The organism is Enterobacter cloacae, from assembly GCF_011078175.1.
Lineage (GTDB): Bacteria > Pseudomonadota > Gammaproteobacteria > Enterobacterales > Enterobacteriaceae > Enterobacter > Enterobacter cloacae_Q.
In genome coordinates this window covers 51,371-74,471 of sequence record NZ_JAALCJ010000010.1, presented here as the reverse complement: position 1 = coordinate 74,471, position 23,101 = coordinate 51,371, and the positions used below count along the sequence as shown (strand labels likewise).

General features: G+C 57.0%; 19 protein-coding genes. 9 read left to right on the top strand and 10 right to left on the bottom strand.

The genetic code is table 11. The annotated features are described in order from the left end of the window. Window positions 1-20: 20 nt before the first annotated feature. Together G6Q29_RS19155 and G6Q29_RS19150 are read left to right on the top strand one after the other, a co-directional pair. The gene (locus tag G6Q29_RS19155) at window positions 21-2,144 is read left to right on the top strand and encodes an alpha-galactosidase (protein WP_165466748.1); all 2,124 of its coding nucleotides are present in this window, start codon (window positions 21-23) and stop codon (window positions 2,142-2,144) included. 44 nt (window positions 2,145-2,188) lie between these two features. Then, window positions 2,189-3,466, top strand: coding sequence for an MFS transporter (locus G6Q29_RS19150; protein WP_165466747.1), 1,278 nt, complete (start codon window positions 2,189-2,191; stop codon window positions 3,464-3,466). Here G6Q29_RS19150 and rhaM read toward each other — a convergent pair. The 9 genes from rhaM to rhaB form a co-directional block, all read right to left on the bottom strand. Beyond that, window positions 3,454-3,768 carry an L-rhamnose mutarotase gene (gene rhaM / locus G6Q29_RS19145; protein ID WP_165466746.1) on the bottom strand — a complete coding sequence of 105 codons (315 nt, stop codon included), beginning with the start codon at window positions 3,766-3,768 and terminating at the stop codon, window positions 3,454-3,456. The genes G6Q29_RS19150 and rhaM overlap by 13 nt on opposite strands. Further along, on the bottom strand, window positions 3,765-4,913 hold the full coding sequence (gene fucO / locus G6Q29_RS19140) for a lactaldehyde reductase (RefSeq protein WP_165466745.1): 1,149 nt from the start codon (window positions 4,911-4,913) through the stop codon (window positions 3,765-3,767). The genes rhaM and fucO overlap by 4 nt, the downstream gene beginning before the upstream one ends. A gap of 97 nt (window positions 4,914-5,010) precedes the next feature. Next, window positions 5,011-6,015 carry an ABC transporter permease gene (locus G6Q29_RS19135; RefSeq protein WP_165466744.1) on the bottom strand — a complete coding sequence of 335 codons (1,005 nt, stop codon included), beginning with the start codon at window positions 6,013-6,015 and terminating at the stop codon, window positions 5,011-5,013. Next, window positions 6,012-7,016 carry an ABC transporter permease gene (locus tag G6Q29_RS19130; RefSeq protein WP_165466743.1) on the bottom strand — a complete coding sequence of 335 codons (1,005 nt, stop codon included), beginning with the start codon at window positions 7,014-7,016 and terminating at the stop codon, window positions 6,012-6,014. The genes G6Q29_RS19135 and G6Q29_RS19130 overlap by 4 nt, the downstream gene beginning before the upstream one ends. Next, the gene (locus tag G6Q29_RS19125; protein ID WP_165466742.1) at window positions 7,016-8,518 is read right to left on the bottom strand and encodes a sugar ABC transporter ATP-binding protein; all 1,503 of its coding nucleotides are present in this window, start codon (window positions 8,516-8,518) and stop codon (window positions 7,016-7,018) included. The genes G6Q29_RS19130 and G6Q29_RS19125 overlap by 1 nt, the downstream gene beginning before the upstream one ends. A gap of 110 nt (window positions 8,519-8,628) precedes the next feature. Further along, window positions 8,629-9,615, bottom strand: coding sequence for a rhamnose ABC transporter substrate-binding protein (rhaS, locus tag G6Q29_RS19120; RefSeq protein ID WP_165466741.1), 987 nt, complete (start codon window positions 9,613-9,615; stop codon window positions 8,629-8,631). Between the two features lie 82 nt (window positions 9,616-9,697). Next, on the bottom strand, window positions 9,698-10,528 hold the full coding sequence (gene rhaD / locus G6Q29_RS19115) for a rhamnulose-1-phosphate aldolase (protein ID WP_165466740.1): 831 nt from the start codon (window positions 10,526-10,528) through the stop codon (window positions 9,698-9,700). A gap of 120 nt (window positions 10,529-10,648) precedes the next feature. After that, window positions 10,649-11,908: an L-rhamnose isomerase gene (gene rhaA / locus G6Q29_RS19110; protein WP_165466739.1), complete on the bottom strand. Its 1,260-nt coding sequence runs from the start codon at window positions 11,906-11,908 to the stop codon at window positions 10,649-10,651. Further along, complete coding sequence (gene rhaB, locus G6Q29_RS19105; protein WP_165466738.1) at window positions 11,905-13,374, bottom strand: rhamnulokinase; 1,470 nt, start codon at window positions 13,372-13,374, stop codon at window positions 11,905-11,907. The genes rhaA and rhaB overlap by 4 nt, the downstream gene beginning before the upstream one ends. A gap of 301 nt (window positions 13,375-13,675) precedes the next feature. Between rhaB and rhaS (G6Q29_RS19100) the strand changes: the two genes are divergently transcribed. Both rhaS (G6Q29_RS19100) and rhaR read left to right on the top strand, forming a co-directional pair. After that, window positions 13,676-14,512: an HTH-type transcriptional activator RhaS gene (gene rhaS, locus G6Q29_RS19100; protein WP_165466737.1), complete on the top strand. Its 837-nt coding sequence runs from the start codon at window positions 13,676-13,678 to the stop codon at window positions 14,510-14,512. 73 nt (window positions 14,513-14,585) lie between these two features. Next, window positions 14,586-15,434 carry an HTH-type transcriptional activator RhaR gene (gene rhaR, locus G6Q29_RS19095; protein ID WP_165466736.1) on the top strand — a complete coding sequence of 283 codons (849 nt, stop codon included), beginning with the start codon at window positions 14,586-14,588 and terminating at the stop codon, window positions 15,432-15,434. Here the strand turns inward: rhaR and rhaT are convergent, their stop codons facing one another. Then, window positions 15,435-16,469 carry an L-rhamnose/proton symporter RhaT gene (gene rhaT / locus G6Q29_RS19090; RefSeq protein WP_017694058.1) on the bottom strand — a complete coding sequence of 345 codons (1,035 nt, stop codon included), beginning with the start codon at window positions 16,467-16,469 and terminating at the stop codon, window positions 15,435-15,437. A gap of 288 nt (window positions 16,470-16,757) precedes the next feature. Between rhaT and sodA the strand changes: the two genes are divergently transcribed. The 5 genes from sodA (at window position 16,758) to G6Q29_RS19065 (ending at window position 23,093) form a co-directional block, all read left to right on the top strand. After that, complete coding sequence (gene sodA, locus G6Q29_RS19085) at window positions 16,758-17,378, top strand: superoxide dismutase [Mn] (protein WP_165466735.1); 621 nt, start codon at window positions 16,758-16,760, stop codon at window positions 17,376-17,378. 533 nt (window positions 17,379-17,911) lie between these two features. Beyond that, window positions 17,912-18,457 (top strand): fimbrial protein, encoded by a 546-nt coding sequence (locus G6Q29_RS19080; protein ID WP_165466734.1) that lies wholly within the window; start codon window positions 17,912-17,914, stop codon window positions 18,455-18,457. Window positions 18,458-18,519: 62 nt separating this feature from the next. Next, window positions 18,520-19,239 carry a fimbrial biogenesis chaperone gene (locus tag G6Q29_RS19075; RefSeq protein ID WP_165466733.1) on the top strand — a complete coding sequence of 240 codons (720 nt, stop codon included), beginning with the start codon at window positions 18,520-18,522 and terminating at the stop codon, window positions 19,237-19,239. A 16-nt stretch (window positions 19,240-19,255) separates the two neighbouring features. Next, window positions 19,256-21,760, top strand: a complete 2,505-nt coding sequence (locus tag G6Q29_RS19070) for a fimbria/pilus outer membrane usher protein (protein WP_165466732.1) — start codon at window positions 19,256-19,258, stop codon at window positions 21,758-21,760. A gap of 16 nt (window positions 21,761-21,776) precedes the next feature. After that, window positions 21,777-23,093 (top strand): fimbrial protein, encoded by a 1,317-nt coding sequence (locus G6Q29_RS19065; RefSeq protein WP_165466731.1) that lies wholly within the window; start codon window positions 21,777-21,779, stop codon window positions 23,091-23,093. The last annotated feature ends 8 nt before the right edge of the window (window positions 23,094-23,101 follow it).

Here is a 23,101-nt window from a genome sequence, read left to right as displayed (position 1 = left end):
CCGATGACAGGAGATGTCCGATGCAAGATGCCATTTTTCGACTTGAAAGCAATACGGTTGACGTGGTGCTAAAAAGCCACCCGTTCGCTGAAATTCTCTACTGGGGGCCGCACCTTCAACACTTTTCACCGCAGGATGTCGCTACGCTTGCACGTCCGGTTGCTAACGGCAGGCTGGATGTAGACTCCCCCGTCACGCTGATGGCAGAGCTGGGACACGGCCTTTTTGGTTCGCCCGGCATCGAGGGGCATCGCCAGGGGCTCGACGGTTCCCCTGTATTCACCACCACAGATGTAAAGCGCGAAGGGCAAACCCTCCGGGTAACAGCGGAAGATAAACAGGCGGGCCTGCGCCTGACCAGCGAGCTGGCACTGGACGCCAGCGGCGTGCTGGTGGTACGTCATGGATTGACCAACCTGAAAGCGCTGGCGTGGCAGGTGGATCGCTTTGCCGTCACGCTGCCGGTGGCCGAGCGCGCGCAGGAGGTGATGGCCTTCCACGGACGCTGGATCAGGGAGTTCCAGCCGCACCGCGTTACGCTTGAGCACGACAGCTTCGTGGTTGAGAACCGCCGGGGTAAAACGTCCCATGAACATTTCCCGGCGCTGATTTCAGGCACGCCGTCGTTCAGTGAAATGCACGGCAACGTCTGGGGCGTGCATCTGGGCTGGAGCGGCAACCACCGCCTGCGAGCGGAGGTGAAAACCGATGGCCGTCGTTATATACAGGCCGAAGCGCTCTACCTGCCGGGTGAAATGGCGATTGAAGAGGGGGAAACGCTCTGGACGCCGCGCCTGTATGCCAGCCACTCCCCGCACGGGCTGAACGGCATGAGCCGGCAGTTTCACCGCTACCTGCGCGACAACGTTATCCGCTTCCCGGAAGATAAACCGCGCCCGGTGCACCTCAACACCTGGGAGGGGATCTACTTCAACCACGATCCGGACTACATTATGCGCATGGCCGACGAGGCCGCAGCGCTGGGCGTGGAGCGCTTTATTATCGACGACGGCTGGTTCAAAGGCCGCAACGACGACCACGCCGCGCTGGGCGACTGGTATCTGGACGAGAAAAAATACCCGAACGGCCTCAAGCCGGTGATCGATCACGTTAAACAGCTTGGCATGGAGTTTGGTATCTGGATTGAGCCGGAGATGATTAACCCGGATTCCGATCTGTATCGCGCGCACCCTGACTGGGTGCTGGCGCTGCCGGGCTACGCCCAGGCGACCGGGCGACATCAGCTGGTGCTCAATCTTAATATTCCGCAGGCCTTTGATTATCTGGTCGAGCGCATGAGCTGGCTGCTGGGCGAGCATGCGGTCGACTACGTGAAGTGGGACATGAACCGCGAGCTGGTGCAGCCAGGGCACAAGGGCAAAGCCGCCGCCGATGCCCAGACGCGCCAGTTTTATCGCCTGCTGGACGTTCTGGGCGAGCGCTTTCCGCACATTGAGTTTGAGTCCTGCTCCTCCGGGGGCGGGCGAATCGATTATGAAGTGCTGACCCGCTGCCACCGCTTCTGGGCGTCCGACAACAATGACGCACTGGAGCGCAACACTATCCAGCGCGGCATGAGCTACTTCTTCCCGCCGGAGGTGATGGGAGCGCATATCGGTCATCATAAATGTCACGCCACCTTCCGCCAGCACAGCATTCAGTTCCGCGGACTCACGGCGCTGTTTGGTCACATGGGGCTGGAGCTGGATCCGCTCTCCGTGGACGCGCAGGAGCGTGAAGGCTATCGCCATTACGCCGCGCTGTATAAGCGGTGGCGCGAGGTTATTCATCGCGGCACCCAGTGGCGCGTGGATATGCCGGACGCCACCACCCTGGCGCAGGGTATAGTGAGCCAGGACAAGACGCAGGGGCTGTTTATGGTCAGCCAGCTCGCGATGCCGGATTACACCCTGATGATGCCGCTGCGCATGCCGGGGTTAGACGCCAGCGCGCAGTACCGCATCACGCTGCTCGATCACCCGAACATTCAGATTACGGGCAAGGGCGGGCACACCATGCGCAAGCTGCCGGCGTGGATGGACGCGCCGCAAACGGTAAGCGGTGAGTGGCTGATGCAGGCGGGTATTGCGCTGCCGATTCTGGATCCGGAAACCGCCATTCTGATTGGTGTGGAACGCGTGTAAGGGTGACGGGCCGGGCAGCCGGCCCTCCGTTGAGGATAAAAATAATGAACACAACAACCTGTACCCACAAAGACAACCCTAATTTCTGGATCTTCGGGCTGTTCTTCTTTCTCTACTTCTTCATCATGGCCACCTGCTTTCCGTTTCTGCCGATCTGGCTGTCGGACATCATTGGCCTGAATAAAACTCATACCGGGATTGTCTTCTCCTGCATCTCGCTGTCGGCCATTGCTTTCCAGCCTGTGCTGGGGGTCATTTCGGACAAGCTGGGGCTGAAAAAACATTTGCTTTGGATCATCTCGGTGCTGTTGTTCCTGTTCGCGCCGTTCTTCCTGTACGTCTTCGCTCCGCTGCTGAAAACCAATATCTGGCTGGGGGCGCTGAGCGGTGGGTTGTATATCGGCTTTGTCTTCTCAGCGGGTTCGGGGGCGATTGAGGCCTATATTGAACGCGTGAGCCGCAACAGCTTTTTTGAGTACGGCAAGGCGCGCATGTTCGGCTGTCTCGGCTGGGGGCTATGCGCCTCAACGGGTGGCATCCTGTTCGGCATCGATCCGTCGTATGTTTTCTGGATGGGATCGGCGGCGGCGCTGTTGCTGATGCTGCTGCTGGTCGTTGCGAAGCCGAAGCCCAACCAGACGGCGCAGGTGATGAACGCCCTGGGCGCGAATCAGCCGCAGATCACTGCCAAAACCGTGTTCAACCTGTTCCGCCAGCGCAGAATGTGGATGTTCATCCTGTACGTGATTGGCGTGGCCTGCGTATATGACGTCTTCGACCAGCAGTTTGCTACCTTCTTCAAAACCTTCTTCGCCACGCCGCAGGAGGGGACCCGCGCCTTTGGTTTCGCCACCACGGCGGGGGAAATCTGTAACGCGATCATCATGTTCTGCTCGCCGTGGATCATTAACCGCATCGGTGCGAAAAACACGCTGCTGATTGCCGGGGTGATCATGGCGACGCGCATTATCGGCTCGTCGTTTGCCACCACCGCCGTGGAGGTGATTGCCCTGAAGATGCTGCACGCGCTGGAAGTCCCGTTCCTGCTGGTGGGGGCATTCAAGTACATCACCGGGGTGTTTGATACGCGCCTTTCAGCCACCATCTACCTGATTGGCTTCCAGTTTGCCAAACAGTCGGCGGCGATTTTTCTCTCCGCCTTTGCCGGAAATATGTATGACCGGATCGGCTTCCAGGAGACGTATCTTATGCTGGGCTGTTTTGTGCTGGCGATTACGGTGGTGTCGGCGTTTACGCTGAGTGGCAGACGGGAGATTGCTGCTACCGCAGGGGCAGCAGCGTTAACACATCACTCCAGGTAAAACACCTCTTTCAGTTCCGTACTCACCGGGCTGTTATCCGGGTTAGACGGCATAACGTCACCCATATGTTTCCACCAGCGCTGGCAGACGTCGGTATTCGCCACCGCGTTCCAGCGCTCTTCCGATTCAATCTCCACCGTCGCAAAAAGGAGGTTGCGGGCTTTGTCGAGGTAAATGGCGTAGTGGTGCGCGCCGTGGGCTTTCAGTACCGCTTCCAGCTCGGGCCAGATCGGATTGTGGCGACGTTCATACTCCTCGTGTGCGTCAGGGTTTACCTGCATCACAAAGGCTTTGCGGATCATAATGCCTCCAGATAGAGTTCGCGCACCTCATCGCGGCTGGCGGTGCGCGGGTTACACGGCGCGCACGGGTCGGCGAGGGCTTTATCCAGCCAGCCTTCGATATCGGCTTTGGTGACGCCGAGCTGGCTGAAGCCGGACGGAATGCCGACGCGGGCGCTCAGGTCACGAATCGCCTGAATGGCTGACATGCTTGCGGCTTCATCGCTCATGCCGCGCGTGTCAACGCCCATCGCCTGCGCCACGCGGGCAAAACGCGCGGCCGCGTTCGGGCGGTTAAAGTTTTCGACGATCGGCAGCAGGATGGCATTGCACACGCCGTGCGGCAGGTTGTGCGTCGCGCCCGGCTGGTGTGCCAGGGCATGCACCAGCCCCAGACCGGCGCTGTTAAACGCCATGCCCGCCAGATACTGACCAAAGGCCATCTGCTCGCGCGCTTCCAGGTTGTGACCGTCGTCGACCGCTTTCGGCAGCCACAGGTTGATCAGGCGAATCGCTTCCAGCGCGTTGGCATCAGTGAGCGGGTGCGCGCCGACGGACACGTAGGCTTCAATGGCGTGGGTTAACGCATCCATGCCGGTTGCGGCGGTCACGGAGGCCGGAATATCAAGCATCACGCTGGCATCATCCACGGCGATATCCGGGATGATGTTCGGGTCGATGATCACCTCTTTCACCTGCCGCGCGGAGTCAATGATCACCGCGTTGCTGGTCATCTCCGCTGCCGTGCCTGCGGTGGTGTTGATTGCCACCAGCGGCACGCCCGCGTTTTTCACCTTGCCGACGCCGGAGTAATCGGTTGACGGACCGGGGTTGGCGGTGAGGATTTTGATTGCCTTGGCGGTATCAATCGGGCTGCCGCCGCCGAAGGCAATCACGTAATCACACTCCGCGTCCTGATATGCCGCATAGCCTTTCTGCACCAGCGCCTCCGTCGGGTTCGGGAACACCTCATCGAACAGGTGATACGACATCTGATGGGCATCCAGCGCGTTAAACAGGCTGTCGAGCAGGCCGAGTTTTACCAACTGACCGTCGGTGACAACCAGCGCTTTTCCCCACTGCTTGCTCGCCACCAGGTTGACCATATCGCCGATTGCGCCCGCGCCGTGCAGGCTGATTTTTGGCAGTGCCAACATAAAGCTCATGATAATTCTCCTTAATTACTGTGATTTTTATGCCCGGCGGCGCTGCGCTTGCGCGGGCCTACGGTTAAGCAGGCCGGGTAAACGCAGTGCCACCCGGCTATGAGATCCGTCTTCGCTGCATAATCCGGCGAGTGATAATCGGCAGCGAAATCACCACGATCAGCATGGCGCCGATGATCACCGACATCACAATGCCCGGCACGTTGAGCAGGCTCAGGCCGAAGGTCACCAGCCCCATCAGGAAGGCGGCGATAATCACGCCCACCATGCTGCCGGACCCGCCGAGAATATTGACGCCGCCGAGCACCGCCATCGTCACCACCGCCAGCTCCCAGCCCATCGCGATGGTCGGGCGGGTGCTGCCCAGCCGCGAGGTGAGCAGCACCGACGCCAGGCCGGACATCAGTCCTACCAGCGCAAACAGGATCAGGTTGTGGCGCTTCACGTTGATGCCGGAGTACCACGCGCCGGTCGGGTTGTTACCGATGGCGTAGGTGCGGCGGCCAAAATTGGTGCGGTGCAGCGCAAAGGCAAACAGAGCGGCCAGTACAATAAACAGCGCGAACTCGAACGACAGCGCACCCCAGACGTAGCCTTGGCCGAACCAGGCAAAGCTCTCCGGGTAGCTGTTCAGCGCCTGGTCTCCGAGCAGGATGTAGGTGATACCACGGTACAGGCTCATGGTGCCGATGGTGATGACGATGGACGACAGGTTAAAGCGCGTCACCAGAATGCCGTTGAACAGCCCGCACAGTAGCCCGACGCCTAATCCCACGCAGACCAGCAGCGGCGTATCGACTCCCGCCGCCGCGCAAAAGCCCATCACCGTGGAGCTGAGCGCGATGGTAGAGGCCACCGACAGGTCAATTTCCCGGGCGATAATCAGCATCGCCATCGGCAACACGATGATCGCCTTTTCGGTGAAGTTGAACGTCGCGTCGGAGAGGTTCCAGATGTTGAGGAAGTAGGGCGAGGCGAGCGCGTTCACCACGAACACCGCCAGCGTCACCGCCAGCAGGAAGCCCTCCCAGCACAGCAGGCGCTGGAAGATGCCCGGCGCAGAAGTGGGTTTGAACTCTTCAGATGTCATCATTTTACTCATGGTTTCACCGCCAGTTTCTGACGTGCCAGCGCCGCGTCGCGCAGGATCAGCCTGCCTTTGCGCTTGTTGCCGCGTTCGTTCAGCAGCACAGCGATGACAATGACCGCGCCGGAAATCGCCATTTGCCAGAACGGGGAGATGCCGATCACCGGCAGGGCGTTATTGATGACGCCAAGAAACAGCGCCCCGAACAGACAGCCGAGCACGCGGCCGGTGCCGCCCATGGTGCTGATCCCGCCAATCACACAGGCTGCCACCACCTGCAATTCAAAACCGTTCGCGACGTCAACATACGCAACGGCAAAGCGCGAGATCCACAGGTAGCCGCAGAACCCGGCCAGCAGACCGGAAAGGCAGAAGCTGATGAACTGCATTTTCCCGGCGTTGATCCCGGTGTAGTACGCTGCCGTGGCGTTCCCGCCTGCGGTGTAGAGCGCCCGTCCGGTGCGGCTGTAGCGCAGGAAGTAGCCCACCAGCAGCAGTGCGGCGATGGCGCACCAGCTCAGCACCGGCAAGCCCAGCACTGACGCACGCGTCAGGCCGAGGAAGTCTGTACCCATCTGGTTGGAGTTCACCCAGCCGCCGCCGGAGAGCAAAAAGATCATTCCGCGGTAGATGCTCATGGTGCCGAGCGTTACCACAATCGCCGGAATGCCCAGCTTCCACACCAGCAGGCCGTTTATCGCGCCCATCAGCAGCCCAAGCGCGCTGGCGAGGATCAGCAGCGCCCAGACGGGCACGTCCGGGTAATGGAAGTTAATCAGGGCGACAATCATCCCGGTCAGGGCCAGATTGGCCGCCATCGACAGGTCGATGCCTTTAGTGAGCAGCACCATCATCTGCCCGAGCGCGAGGACGATCAGAATGGCGGTGTCGTTAAACATCTCCACCAGGTTACCTGGCGCGATAAACGACGGCACGCGGCTGCCAATGGCGACGACCATCAGGACAATCACCGCGCCAAGCAGCGCTTCGCGGTGTTTTAAGAGTGAGCTAAGCATTATGCCGCCTCCTGTTTTGCACCGCTGGCGGCGCTGACGATGGTTTCTGCCGTCGCGTCTCCCGCCTGGTATTCGGCCACCATCAGCCCCTCGTGCATGACGATAATGCGATCCGCCATGCCCATCACTTCCGGCAGTTCGGACGAGACCATAATTACGGCCAGCCCCTGGCCGACCAGCTCAGACATAAACTGATGCACGGCTGCCTTTGAACCGATATCGATGCCTTTTGTCGGCTCATCAAGGATGATTACGTCAGGGTGCGTTGCCAGCCATTTGCCAATCACGACCTTTTGCTGGTTGCCGCCAGAGAGAGTCTCCACCGCCTGCTTCCAGCTGAAGGCTTTCACTTGCAGGCGCCTGGCGTATTCGTCTGTCAGCTTCCATTCGCGGTCGTCATGCAGCACGCCGTTCGGATTGAGCGTGCTAAGCTGAGGCAGGCTGATGTTCTGGGCAATCGGCAGGGCGATAATCGCCCCCTGTTTCTGCCTTTCTTCCGGCACGCAGACGATACCGGCTTTGATCGCATCCGCAGGCTGGCGGAAGCGTCTGGGCTGACCGTTGAGGATGATTTCACCCGACGACGGCTGCGTGACGCCGGAAAGCGCTTGCATTAATTCGGTACGCCCGGCACCCACCAGCCCGTAAAAGCCGAGGATTTCTCCTTTACGCAGAGAGAACGAGATATGCGCAAACTCGGTCGGATGGCAGAGTTTTTTCACCTCCAGCACCGTCTCGCCTTTTTCGCAGTCGATTTTCGGGAAGGTTTGGGTAATGGCGCGCCCGACCATCATCGACACCATCCGCTCCTCGGTGATTTCATTTATTGCCCCTGCACCGACGAACACACCGTCGCGCAAAATGGTGTAGTGATCGGCCAGCTCAAAAATCTCGTCGAACTTGTGGGAGATAAAGAGGATGGCTTTACCCTCCTGCTTTAAACGCTCCACAATCTGGTAAAACTCGAGGATTTCATGCTGCGACAGCGCCGCCGTCGGTTCATCGAGGATCACCACCTGCGCCTCAAACGACAGCGCGCGGGCAATCGCCACCATGTGACGCTGGGCGATGCTCAGGGTTTTCAGCGTTGCGCGCGGGTCGATTTGCACCTCAAGCCGGGTGAGGATCGCCTGTGCCCGGCGGTGCATTTCCGGCCAGTCGAGCTTTTTCAGGACGCCTTTGTGGAGGTACTGACCGACAAAAATATTTTCGGTGACCGACAGTTCATCGAACAGGACGGTTTCCTGATGAATGGCAGTGATGCCTATTTTATGCGCAGACTCCGGCGTCGGGAGCTGTACGGGGATCGCTTTGTAGAGGATTTCGCCCTCGTCGGGCTGGTAAATGCCGGTCATCACTTTGACCAGCGTCGATTTGCCCGCGCCGTTTTCGCCGATAAGCGCCGTCACTTTGCCGGGCCACAGCGCAAGCTGCACGTTCTCAAGGGCACGCACGCCGGGGAACACCTTGGTGATGCCAGAAAGCTGTAGCAATGGGGTCATGATAGTTCTCCGTTAGATCCCCTCTCCCCTCGGGAGAGGGTTAGGGTGAGGGGAGATGCGGCCTGATGCCCTCACCCCGACCCTCTCCCACAGGGAGAGGGAGATAAGGATCAGAAAATTTTCGAGAACTTATCAATATTGCTGGCATCGTAAACGAACGGCTCCGCCATCGCGCCGTTACCGTCGGCATCCAGCTTCACTTTGCCCAGTTTACCCATGCTGGCTTCGTCTTTGGTGGCCGTGCCTTTCACCAGATCGTCCGCTAAGTAAGTTGCGGCATAGCCAAGATCAATCGGGTTCCAGATAGCAAAGCTTTTGCTCGCGCCGGATTTCACCGCGCCGGCCATTTCGGACGGCAGGCCTAACCCCGTAACATACACTTTGCCAATTTTGCCCTGGTCCTTCACCGCCTGAGCCGCGGCGACAATACCTACTGACGAAGGCGAGACGATCACTTTCAGGTCCGGGTAGGTTTTCAGCAGACCGACCGCTTCGCGGTAGCTTTTGTCGGAGAGATCGTCCCCGTAGGCCACGGTCACCAGATTAACGGACGGGTACTTCGGCAGCACCTTTTTCATCTCCGCAATCCAGATGTTCTGGTTGGTGGAGGTTGGGGTCGCGCTCAGCACGGCGACGTCACCTTTCTCAACGTTGAGCGCCTTCAGAGCATCGGCGGCGAGCTTCACGTTGGTTTCGCCAATCAGCGCGTTATTCGACGGGTTCAGGTGAATTTGACGTCCGGCTTTCGCCACGCCGGAATCCCAGGACACGACCTTTATGCCGCGCTGCATCGCTTTTTTCAGCACCGGCACGACGGCGTCCGGATCGTTCGCGGAAATGGCGATCGCATCCACGCCCTGGGCGATCAACCCGTTCAACACCTCGATCTGTGCTTCCGCCGTGGTGGTGGTCGGGCCGGTATAAATCACTTTTACATCGCCTAACTCTTTGGCCGCCTCCTGCGCGCCGACGTTCGCTGCTTCGAAGAATCCATTCCCTAAGGACTTCGCCACCAGGGCGATTTTCACTTCTGCTAAAGCGGAACCGGACAACGCCAGAGCGGCAACGGTGAGGATCAAGCTTGCTTTTATTTTCATTGCTTTTACTCCACTGACTTGAGTTAGTTGTAGGGATTGCAGGTGGTTTTCGCCCCGTCTCAATGAGCGGGGCGCGATGTTATTATTTGTACAGATCTAATGCGGACTGCATCGGGGTCACGCCAAAGCGTTTGCCCAGGGCTATCAGCTCTTCCCGGGTGATGGTCTGCTTCATGCCGCCCATGGAATAGACCTTCACCAGCACTTCCGCGGATTTTTCGGCGGTGTCGATCAGGCCGAAGGTTTCATCCAGCGTCGGGCCGCTGCCGAAGACGCCGTGGAACGGCCACAGCACCAGCGAGTGTTTCTGCATGTCCGTCGCGGTCGCCTGGCCGATTTCGTCGGTGCCCGGCACCATCCACGGCAGAATGCCGACGCCGTCCGGGAACACCACCAGACACTCGGTGCTGCCTTCCCACAGTTTGCGGGTGAAGAAATCAGAATTATTTTCCAGTACGTAGGTCAGGGCGATCAGGTTGGTGGCGTGGCAGTGCATAATCACGCGGTCTTTGCCGTTGGTCGCCTTAATGCGTTCGCAGTGGGAGAGGAAGTGCGCCGGCAGTTCTGAGGTTGGCACTGCGTCATCCGTCAGCCCCCACAAAATGTGGTAGCCCGCGCCGTCGCTATCCACTTTGACCACGCCCAGGTTAGCCTGCGGATCGAGCTGGACGTTGCGGAAGAACTTACCGGAACCGGTGACGATAAACGGCGTATTGGCGAGCAATGGCATCGGCTGGCTCAGGGCGATATAGCGCGGCTTCTGGTGAAAATCTGCGGAAAATGGCTCAATATCCGCATCGTCCAGGCGTAGCGTCAGGTTGCCGCCGTTGCGCTCGTCCCAGCCCTTCAGCCAGGCATCGGAGGTGGCTTTGATCATGCCCTGGACGAACCAGGAGGTAGTGATGGTTTGCATAGTTTTCTTTTCCAGTTATCGCGGTGAGAGTTTCCCCTCACCCTAACCCTCTCCCCATCGGGAAGAGGGGATGGTTTGCTCCCTCTCACCTTTGGGGAGAGGGCAGGGATGAGGGGGCAATTACCCGCGCTGGCTCAACACGTCTTTCTCATATGCCCGCACGTTGTCCAGCCACTGGCTGCCCGCTGGCGCATCATGACGCTGGCAGTACATCTCCCACACCGCCTGCCATGGCAAGGATTTCTGTTCTTCCAGCAGTGCCAGGCGCGCGGTGTAGTCGCCGTTTTCTTCCAGCTGTTTCAGGGCGGCGACAGGCTCCAGCAGCGCGCGCAGCAGGGCTTTCTTCATGTTGCGGGTGCCGATTACCCACGCCGCGATGCGGTTGATGGAGGCGTCGAAGAAGTCGAGGCCAATGTGTACGCGGTCGAACAGGTCGTGGCGGATGATTTCGCTGGCAATCGCCTGGGTTTCGTCATCCAGCAGAACCACGTGGTCGCTGTCCCAGCGCACCGGACGGCTGACGTGCAGCAGCAGGCGCGGCACGAAGAGCATGGCGGCGGAGATCTTGTCGGAGATCACCTCAGTTGGATGGAAGTGGCCGGCATCCAGGCACAGCGCGGTCTGGCGGCTGGTGGCGTAACCCATGTAGAACTCGTTTGAGCCGACGGTGTAGCTCTCTGCCCCAATGCCGAACAGCTTGCTCTCGACGGCATCGATGTGGTGCGCCGGGTCCAGTTTTTCGCTGATGGCCTCATCCAGCGCGGCCAGCAGGCGCTGACGCGGGGCCAGTCGGTCTACGGTAATGTCCTTCATACCGTCCGGGATCCAGATATTCATTACCGATGGTGTGCCGAGCTGTTCGCCGAAGTATGCGGAGACGCGGCGGCTGGCTTTGACATGGTCGATCCAGAACTGACGGATGTCGTCGTTGGCGTGCGCAAGGGTAAACCCGTCCGTGCTCAGCGGGTGCGAGAAGCAGGACGGGTTAAAATCCAGTCCCAGCCGGTTGGCCTTTGCCCACTCCACCCAGTTCTTAAAGTGTTCCGGTTTGATTTCGTTACGCGCGACCGGCGCGTCGGATTCGAGATAAATCGCGTGCAGGTTCAGGCGTTTTGGCCCCGGGATCAGGCTCAGCGCCAGCTCCAGATCCGCACGCAGTTCGGTCGCGTTGCGCGCTTTGCCCGGGTAGTTACCCGTGGCCTGAATGCCACCCGTCAGGGAACCGCCCGGGTTCTCGAAACCGGCGACGTCATCGCCCTGCCAGCAGTGCATAGAAACGGGCAGACGGTCGAGCTGGCGCAGCGCCTCTTCGACATCCACGCCAACGGCGGCGAAACGCTGTTTAGCCAGGTCCCAGGCTTGTTCAAGTTGAGTGGTCATGCGCAAAGCTCCTTAGTCAGTCGTTTTTGCTGAAACTGCGCCCGATAGCGGGCAATTTCATGGCAGGGATGGGGGATGAAAGTGGTCAGGCTGTTATTCGCCGTCACCACCGAACGGAAATCGTCGACGTTTGAAAGTTCGTCCAGGGTCATCAGCTGAATGCCGATATTGCCGAGCGTGGAGGCTTCTATCGGACCTGCCACCACGGTAATGCCGCAGGCATCGGCGCAGAGCTGGTTCAGCAGCTGGTTCTGGCATCCGCCGCCCACGATATGCAGTTGGCTGAACGGTTTACCGCGAAGGTCAGCCAGTTCACTCAGGATGTCGGCATAGAGTAGGGCGAGGCTGTCAAAAATGCAGCGCGCCAGCTCGGCGGGGCGGGAAGGTACGGGTTGCCCCGCTTCAAAACAGGCGGCCTGGATTTCAGCGCTCATATGCACCGGGTTAATAAAGCGGTCGTCGTTTGGGTTAATCAGGTAGGTGCAGGCCTTCAGCGTTTCGGTTTCCGCGATAAGCGCGGTCAGGTCGGTGATGTTCTGCTCTTTCAGCACCCGCTGGAGCAGCCACAGGCCCATGATGTTCTTCAGCACGCGGTAGCGGCCTTCGGCGCCGCCTTCATTGGTGATGTTCGCGGCCAGCGCGGCATCGCTGGTGTAAGGGGTTTTACTCTCAAAGCCCATTAGCGACCAGGTGCCGGAGGAAAGGTAGGCCGCGTCTTTGCTGGCGAGCGGCGAAGCAATGACCGCGCTCGCGGTGTCATGGCTGGCGACGGCGACAACAGGGATTTCATTCCCCTGCGGGCAAAGCCAGTGACCAATCACATTGCCCGGATGGGTTGGCGTGCCAAACCAGGATGGCGAGGCGCCGGTCCAGGCCAGCAGATGTTCATCCCAGTTATCGGTGTTGATATTGACCAGCTGCGTGGTGGTGGCGTTGGTATATTCCCAGTTCATGTTGCCGGTCAGACGGTAGCTTAGGTAATCCGGGATCAGTAACGCATGCGCCACCTTTTCGACCAGCTCCGGCTGTTGCTCTACCAGCGCGCGCAGCTGGTACAGCGTGTTAAACGGCAGAAACTGGATGCCGCTACGACCATAGATGTCCTCTTTGCCAAGCTGCGCGATGGCGTGCGCCATTAGTCCATCGGTGCGGCTGTCTCGGTAGGAGACGGGCAGGCCGACGCGCTCGCCTTGACTGTCCAGCAGCACATAATCCACGCCCCAGGTATCAATGCCGATACTGTCGATGCGAATGCCGTCTTTGCAGACGTTGTGAAGCCCGGTACGGATCTCAGCTTCCAGCGCATCAATATCCCAGGTAACAAAACCGTCCTGTTTTTGCAGACAATTGGCGAAACGGTGCATTTCGCGAAGCGTAAGGGTGTGCAGGTCACAGTCCCAGGTGGCGAGCATTACACGGCCGCTGGATGCGCCTAAATCGACAGCCACACAATGGCGAAAAGTCATGGTCGGGTCCTTTCTTAAGTCATTAGCGATGAGTGTAAGAAAGGGAAGAAATAGCCACCTTCTCGCCACTGACAGCCCAAATCTCGCGCTGGCAAGAAAGCAAAGATGAACGTGAGGGAGTTCACAGTTTCCAGTAATGGCGGGGTTTACAGGCAGTGTGACGCTGACCGCATTTCCCGATCTTTCCGCCCGTTTCTTGAAAAACCGGCAGCTTTTGCGCGGTTTGCTGTCAAAAATTTAAGGTGAGCGAGGAAGGCCTTAATTACTATTTTGAGAACTTTTCTCATTGGTGGGGGCCGTTATGACCGTACTGCACAGCATCGATTTTTTTCCTTCGGGGGCCTCTCCCGTCGCGATTGAGCCACGGCTTCCTCAGGCTGCGTTCCCGGAACATCATCATGATTTTCATGAAATTGTGATTGTTGAGCACGGAACGGGCATCCACGTGTTTAACGGTCAGCCGTATACCATCAGCGGCGGTACGGTGTGCTTCGTGCGCGACCACGACAGGCACCTGTATGAACATACCGACAACCTGTGCCTGACTAATGTGCTTTATCGTTCTCCGGATGCGTTCCAGTTTCTCTCCGGGCTGAATCAGCTGTTGCCGCAGGAGAAAGACGGACACTATCCGTCGCACTGGCGGGTGAATCAGTCCACATTGCAGCAGGTGCGTCAGCTGGTGAGCCAGATGGAGCAAAGCGAGGACGGGCAGGAGACGCACGCGATTGCCACTCGCGAGCTGCTGTTTATGCAGCTGCTGGTGCTGCTGCGCCGCAGCAGCCTGGTGGAAGGGCTGGAAAATAACGACGCGCGCCTGAACCAGCTGATGGCCTGGCTGGAAGATCACTTCGCCGAAGATGTCTGTTGGGAAACGCTGGCAGATGACTTTTCGCTCTCGCTGCGCACGCTGCATCGCCAGCTCAAGCAGCATACCGGCCTGACGCCGCAGCGTTACCTTAACCGTCTGCGCCTGATCAAAGCGCGTCACCTTTTACGTCATACCGACGAAAGCGTCACCGATATCGCCTATCGCTGCGGTTTCGGCGACAGTAACCACTTTTCGACGCTGTTTCGTCGGGAATTTAGCTGGTCGCCGCGCGATATCCGTCAGGGGAAAGACGCGTTGCTTCAGTAACGCGAGGGCAGTCACCGTTTTTTTGCTGCAAAAAGGCTAATAATGTCCGGTTATTCGCCGTAGAGGTTGTGGTGTGGCTGCTCAGCTCATTCTTCGCAAAGATGATTTTTTTGCCTCCGCGAGTCAGGCCGTCGCGGTGGCCGACCGCTACCCGCAAAACGTCTTTGCCGAGCACACCCACGAGTTTTGCGAGCTGGTGCTGGTGTGGCGGGGCAACGGCCTGCACGTCCTCAACGACCGTCCCTACCGCATCACGCGCGGAGACCTGTTTTATATTCGCGCTGAAGATAAACACTCCTACGCCTCGGTTAACGATCTGGTGTTGCAGAACGTCATCTACTGCCCTGACAGGCTTAAATTGAATGTCGACTGGGCGGGCAATATCCCCGGATTTCATGATGCCAGAGGCGAACCGCACTGGCGCTTAAGCAGCAACGGCATGGCTCAGGTGCGCCAGACCATTTCCCAGCTGGAGCAGGAGAGCCAGAAGAGCGATCCGGTGGCAAACCAGATGTCGGAGCTGCTTTTTGCCCAGCTGGTGATGACCCTGAAGCGCCATCGTTACGCCACGGATAATCCCTATGCGACTACGCAGGAAGCGCTGCTGGATAAGCTAATCACCCGGCTTGCGGGCAGCCTGAACAAGAGTTTCGTGCTGGAAAAATTCTGCGAGCAGGAGCAGTGCAGCGAGCGCGCGCTACGCCAGCAGTTCCGCACCCAGACGGGGATGACGGTAAACCACTATCTGCGCCAGCTGCGCGTTTGCCATGCTCAGTATCTGTTACAGCATACGGAGCTGATGGTCAGTGAAGTGGCGATGCGCTGCGGCTTTGAGGACAGTAACTACTTTTCGGTGGTGTTTAACCGCGAGGTGGGGATGACGCCGGTTCAGTGGCGTCATCGCAGTCGAAAGGCCGCGTAATCAGTTCGCCATACCGAGGCCAACAATGTTAGCGGCGATAATAATTACCACGCAACCCAGACTCAGGACGCCAACCGGGCGACGTCCGGCATTGTTCCACTCCTTTAGCACCAGCCCAACCAGTCCACCGCACAGCACGTAGAAGCTCATGTGCAGCATCCAGCTCATGTAGTCATACTGCGCCGGAATACTGGCGTGACCCCAGGCGTAGAAGAAGAATTGCAGATACCACATCAGGCCGCCGAGGGCGGAAAGCAGGACGTTGGTGACGATCAGCGGTTTTGCCAGCGAGAAGTCGGCTTTTACTGACAGGTTCTTCACTTTTGCCAGACGAATGAAGCAGAAGCCGAGGTTTACCAGCGCGCCGCCGCCCATGATCACTACGTAGCTTGGCAGGGCAGCGTACAGCGGGTCAACGCCCAGCGCCGCAGCGGCGTCGTGCATTGGTTTGGCGGCGTTCATGGCGAACGACATGCCTGCCGAGAAGACGCCGCACATCACCGCCAGCAGCAGCCCTTTCTTCAGGTTGAACTCTTCGGCTTTGATGCCCATCTTGCGTTCTTTCAGCTGGCCTGCGCGGGTGACGATGCCCACGCCGATCACCGCCACCAGCACGCCCAGCAGCGTCATTCGCCCGCCCTGAGTGTTGATCAGCACGTCGAAGTGGCCGTTGAGGATTGGCGTCATCAGGGTGCCAACAATCAGCGTAATGCCAATCGCGATGCCAATCCCCATCGACATGCCGAGGTAGCGCATGGTGAGGCCGTAGTTGATATTACCGATGCCCCACATCGCGCCAAACAGGAATACCGGTAGCAGGGTGGAGGCGTTGAAGGAGGAGAAGTAGCCCCAGAAATCGGGCAGCAGCATGGCGCTGATTGTCCACGGCAAAATCAGCCAGGACACGGTACCGCCTACGGACCACATGGTTTCCCATGACCAGCCTTTCACCTTTTTAAACGGGGCATAGAAACAGGCTGCACTGGCCGCGCCTATCAAATGCCAGAAGATACCCATCGTAATCGCATGATTCATTTTTACATCCTCATCGTTTTTATAGCCGGAGGCTTCCCGCCGACTTGATGAGTGTAAAAATGAGGCGGTTTGGGAACCTTCAGAAGGTTGCCGCACTTTTGTTCAGGATGGCAATCAGCACGTTAAGCACGTGAGCAGACTCACAATTCTGTCATTTATCAAAATACGAATAACCTTATAAAAACTACGGCATTGATAATCATTTTCAATATCATTTAATTAACTATAATGAACCAACTGCTTACGCGGCATTAACAGCTGTGCCGCCCGACAATAATGGAGAGGATTATGAGTTATACACTGCCATCCCTGCCGTATGCCTACGACGCACTGGAACCGCATTTCGACAAGCAGACGATGGAAATCCATCACACTAAACACCACCAGACCTATGTAAACAACGCGAATGCTGCGCTGGAAAGCCTGCCAGAGTTCGCTAATCTGCCTGTTGAAGAGCTGATCACCAAGCTGGACCAGCTGCCAGCGGACAAGAAAACCGTGCTGCGCAACAACGCGGGCGGCCACGCTAACCACAGCCTGTTCTGGAAAGGCCTGAAAACCGGTACTATCCTTCAGGGCGACCTGAAAGCGGCTATCGAGCGTGACTTCGGTTCCGTTGACAACTTTAAAGCGGAATTCGAAAAAGCCGCTGCAACCCGTTTCGGCTCTGGCTGGGCGTGGCTGGTGCTGAAGGGTGACAAACTGGCGGTGGTTTCCACTGCTAACCAGGACTCCCCGCTGATGGGTGAAGCGATTTCTGGCGCATCCGGTTTCCCAATCCTGGGTCTGGACGTGTGGGAACACGCTTATTACCTGAAGTTCCAGAACCGTCGCCCTGACTACATCAAAGCCTTCTGGGATGTGGTGAACTGGGACGAAGCAGCAGCGCGTTTCGCCGCTAAAAAATAAGGTTGCATTGATGCCTGTGAGAAGCGAGTCTGATGACTCGCTTTTTTTGTCTACAGGAAACCCCTGGCTATGGGTTCAGTCCACTGTGGGCGGAAGCCGTAAAATGTGATCTGCGATAAACTCTGTTAAAATAAAAACATCATTAACAATGATGATTTAAAGTTTATTCATATTGTGCGTGGATGAGATTAAACGGATTAACGAGAATTTAATTCATTTTTTAAAAAATATAATCACTGGGTTTATATGACCTTCTTGCCGTGTTGCATTTAAAACATTAGCATGAATCATGCAGTTATCGTGTTCCCCGATAAAAATCGCGCAACACCACGCTTATTTTTTAGGCTTGTTATATTTGTTCTGTGAATGGGATGAATATAATATTATCTCCCCGCATTATCTTTTTCCTTTGCCTGTTAACATTTCTTACATCTTTACACCTTTAGTTATTATGGGTATTGTTAACTTGCCGGCGCATTTACACCCAGATGAAATACTTATCTGGTCATGCGATTTTTTAAGGAGTTCGCAAAATGAAAATTAAAACATTAATTGCAACGGCCGTTATATTTGCAGGCGTTAATAATATTGTATATGCAGATAACACCGTGCGTTTTTTAGGTGAAGTAACCGATCAAACCTGTACCATTCAAATAAATGGTTCTGAATCATATCCGGTTGTGCTTCTGCCAACAGTCAGTAAAAGCACGCTAGTGGGCGCGGGATCAAGCGCAGGTGAAACGCCATTTACCGTCACGCTGAGCGGATGTGATGTCAGCGCAACGTCTGTATCAAAACAGGCAAAAATCCGTTTTGTTAGCACTAATATTGATGGGACTAACCTGAAAAACATTGCGTCTGCCAGCCCGGCGACCAACGTGGCGATTCAACTGCTGGATGGAACTTCACCGCTCGATTTTACCAGCGGTGACGCAAAAACCGCTGCTAAAACGATAGGTGGAGAGGCTGGCCAGAGTTCGGCAACGTTTGATATGACGGCACGTTATTACTCCGCAGCTGGCGGTGCAACTGCCGGTGCCGTGGAAGCCAGCGCGCAATTTGCTGTGACTTACCTGTAACAAGGCTGTGGCGCTGCCCTGTGCAGCGCCGTTTTCTGCTTTTTAATAACAGGCGTCCGCTTATGAATATCCAATATAAAGCGATAGGGTCGCTTCTGACTTTTATTTTTTGTCTCTTATTTTCAACCGCATTATATTCCAGTGTAGTCCTGAAGGGTAACAGGATAATTTATCCTGCCAGCGCAAAAGAAAAAACGGTGGAATTTAGCAACAATGGCGATGTGCCGATGTTGGTTCAGGTCTGGATGGATATCAATAATCCGGACTCGACGGTTGATAATGCCGATGCCCCCTTTATTGCATTGCCACAATTATTTCGCATGAATGCAAATTCGGGTCACGCGTTACGTCTTAAATTTACCGGGAAGGGACTGCCACAAGATCGTGAATCTGTATTCTGGTTTAACTTTATGCAATATCCGGCGATCAAATCTGCTGACGCTGAAAAGAATCGTCTCGCGCTGGTGGTGAAAAGTCGGCTGAAGATTTTTTACCGTCCGGACGGGCTCGCCGGAGATGCCAGCCAGGCGTTGACGGCGTTACGCATTGAGAAGCTTAACGATGCGATCGTGCTGACGAACCCTACGCCTTACCATATCTCTCTGCGCAATGCGGACATTGTCACGGGAACACGTAAAACGCCGGTGGGACAGCCTGGGATGATTGCACCTTTCGGCTCAACGCGCTGGGCGTTACCTGTAGTAAAGGGTGGCACTATTACGCTTTATGCCATCAATGATTACGGTGCTGCCGTCAGCCATACCGTGACAATGCCGCAATAGATACGGGGAGGTGAACATGATGCGCTCACCCGGTCTCCTCTCGCTGTCCGGTGTTTTACTGGCGACCACATTCTCCTGTGAAGCGGACAAACAGGACGTCTTTTTTGATGCAGACCTCCTGCGCGGCATGGGATTAAGCCAGCAAGATCTCCAGCGCTTAGATCGCGACACATTGATAAAGCCCGGGAATTACTCGCTTGATGTGTATATCAATCAGCAGCGCCTGTCGCAGGAAGACGTGACGTTTTCGCCAGATGGCGCAGGGGTTACGCCTTGCTTTAGCCGGGACTTGCTTGACCGCATTGGCTTAAAGATGCAGCCGATGACCCAGGGCGAAAAGTGTTACCGCCCTTCCAGCACCGCTTTACAGACGGTAAGCGTCAGTTGGTCTCTTGCGCAGGCCCGGCTCGATTTCTCCATACCCCAGAACTTGCTTAACACGCTGCCGCGAGGGGGCGTTAATGAAAGCCAGGTAGATGCGGGTGAAACCATGCTGTTAGTTAACTACATGGTGAACCAGTATCGGGTAACCCAGCGGGGGCAGGGCAATGATACCTCCGACTCAACCTACCTGAGCCTGAACGGCGGATTTAACCTTGGGCTATGGCGTTACCGCCAGCAATCGACGTTGAACTATGACACTGACTACGGAAGCCGCTGGACCACGGCGCGGCGTTATGTCCAGCGAGCGGTTCTTCCATTACGAAGTGAACTGACGCTGGGAGAGGGTTTTACCGATGGCCGATTTTTTTCCGGGATGAGTTTCCGGGGTGTTCAGATGGCGTCCGATCTGCGTATGCGTCCTGATTCGCAGCGTGGCTATGCACCTGTCGTGCGGGGCATTGCCCATAGCAATGCGAAAGTGGTCATCCGTCAGGGCACTATTTCGCTTTACGAAACCACGGTTGCGCCGGGTGCGTTCGAAATTAACGATCTTTATCCCACCAATTTTGCTGGCGATCTGACAGTGGTCGTCACCGAAGCCGATGGCAGTGAAAGTACCTTCAACGTACCGTTTTCCGCTCTGCCGGAATCCATTCGGGCAGGGCAATTTGAATATTCCGCCACCGTAGGGCGCGTGCGTGATGTGGGCGATGACGATGTGTTTAGTGAAATTGTCTGGCAGCAGGGGGTTAACAATGCGCTAACGCTCAACATGGGTAACCAGCTGGCGAACGGTTTTCAGGCGATAATGCTTGGCGGCGTGTACAGCTCATCGCTGGGCGCGGTGGGAGTCGACAGCACCTTCTCCCATGCTCAGATCATGGACAACGGCTGGCAGAACGGCTGGATGTTTCGCATCAACTACAGCAAATTTTTCCCACAAACCGGGACGTCAGTTGCGCTGGCGGGATACCGCTATTCGACAGCCAACTATGCCGAATTGTATGACGTGCTGGGGGCGCGGAATGCTGTTTCCTCTGGAGACGAGTGGCAGTCGGCCTCCTGGCGTCAGCGTTCGCGTGTCGAGCTTTCCGCCAGCCAGACGATGGATGTCCTGGGGAGTCTCAATCTCTCTGTTTCTACGCAGGATTATCGCGACAGCAAGGGGCGAGACAAGCAGTTACAGATAAGCTGGAACAAAACGTTCGCGAACGGTATTTCGCTGAGTCTGGCCGGTGCACGAACGTACCGCCTTGCGCCTGACAGCACAACGACATCCTGGACACCTACCTGGCAGGCTGAGAGCCAGACGATGTGGTCGCTGTCGATGTCAATTCCACTCGGCAGCGGCCGTTATTCTCCGCTGCTGTCCGTTAGCGCCAACCACGTGAAAGATGAAGAGGGCAGCTATCAGACAACGCTGAGCGGACAGTATGGCGAGCACAATCCGCTTAGCTACAGCCTGAACTATGCGACTGACGAAAAAGGCGGCCAGTCGGTCTGGGGCGGGAATGTGCAGAAAAACTTCCCTTGGGCTAATGGGGCGGCGTCAGTCTCGGTCTCCCCACAATACTGGCAGGCCTCCGCCTCGCTACAGGGAGGGCTGGTGGCGCATCGTGGTGGCATCACACCGGGCCCTTATATCGGCGATACCTTTGCGCTTGTCGAGGCCCCCGGAGCCGATGGCGCAAAAATCATGGGCGGGCAAGGCGCGACGGTCAACCGCTTTGGGCATGGCCTTGCGCCGGCGCTGATGCCTTATCAGTACAACGTGGTGAGTCTCGATCCGCAAAATATGAATGACCAGGCTGAACTGCAAACAACCCAGCAGCGCGTTGCACCCTCAGCGGGTGCGATGGTTCGTCTGCGCTTCGCAACACTGCGCGGGCAGGCCATGCTTATTACCGCGCTTCGTGAAGGCACAGATCCGATCCCGCTGGGGGCGGCTGCGTATGACGAATACGGCAACAGCGTTGGTATGGTCGGGCAGGCGAACCAGATTTACCTTCGTGCTAACGGGCAAAAGGGAACGTTACAGGTGAAATGGGGAGAGCGCGCGGCTGATCGCTGCCGGATTGACTGGACTGCTCCTGCAACCGACGAGCCGTTGCAGCTTTTGTCGCTCCCTTGCCGCTAAAGGAGGATAATTTCAAATGACTATTCCACGTTGTGTTTTGGCACTTGTGCTCTGCGGGGCCAGCGTGGCCGTCAGCGCACAGTGCCAAAAAGGGCCAAACTTCCAGCGAACGGAAGAGGACAGCTATGGCACCGGGATTGGCCTGGGGCGCATTAATCTCTCCAGCGTTGAGCTTCAGCCTGTGGGGACGGTTCTCGCCAGCAGCGTTGTGCGTTTCTCCGACAACCCGCGCTACAACAGCCCGGATGATATTCTGTGGGTCTGCGACATCTCTGACGCCAACAACATCTTTGAAATCATCGCGACCAACGGCGACGATCGCAGCAGCGGGTTCTGGGACATGGGTCAGGCGTCCGGTAATCCGAACGTGTTTGGGACCTGGTTTAACTATGTTGGGTTGCGCCTGACGCATATGAATTCCGGGACGGTCTTTACCCGCAACTACCAGCGTATTCCCATGAAAAATTATGCTGTTTCGGCAGATGGAAAGCAGATTCAAATCCGGGTGAAAGACTTCAGCCCAATCCGGGCGGAGGCTATCCGGGTCAGTGCTATCACCCCCTCAGGCGGGGCACCAAACGCTTACTGCGGCACCCCCATCAGCAGCGGTAATTATGGCGGTTGTAACCAGCCAAACGGGTATGTCTCCTTTTGCTCTCCGGGCAGTAAAAATAATGATGCGTACTGCGATACCGGTGATTCCGCTTTCAGCTTCGCAGGCTGGTGGTACGACAACTGGATGGCTCTGAATATGGGCAATGCGCCGGCGTCAACGCTGACCACCACCGCGACCTGCGTGGCAAAGTACGTGACGCCAGTGGTGGTGTTCCCGACGATATCGAAAAACGATCTCCAGAACGGTAAATCTGCCCGGGCCGGTTTTACCGTCCGCGTACGGTGCGAGGGGGCCGCAACCAGCGGTGTCGACCAGAACCAGACGGCGCTGGGTCTACAGGTGCCTTACGAAAGTTATCTTACCGCGCAAAGCTTAGGCCTGGTAAACGGCAGCGGTGGGGTCAGTCATCTGCTTTCCGATGGTTACGGGCAGGCGGGCGTGGCGGGTGGCGTAGGGATCCAAATCCAGAACGCCAGCGATGGCGTTATGCGCCAGTTTATAGGCTGGAATCGCTGCACAACATCGAATTGCGCACTCGGAAACAGTGCCGGATGGTATCCGGTGCGCGCCGGGGCAACGCTGATAAGTACGGATCCGACCAGCAAAATGAGCGACTATGTGATTAATTTTAATGCCTTCCTGACCCGGCTCCCTGGGGCGCAGGTGACGGCAGGAAAAGTGGATGCGAAAGCCTACGTATGGGTAAAAGTGCAATGATGCGCCTT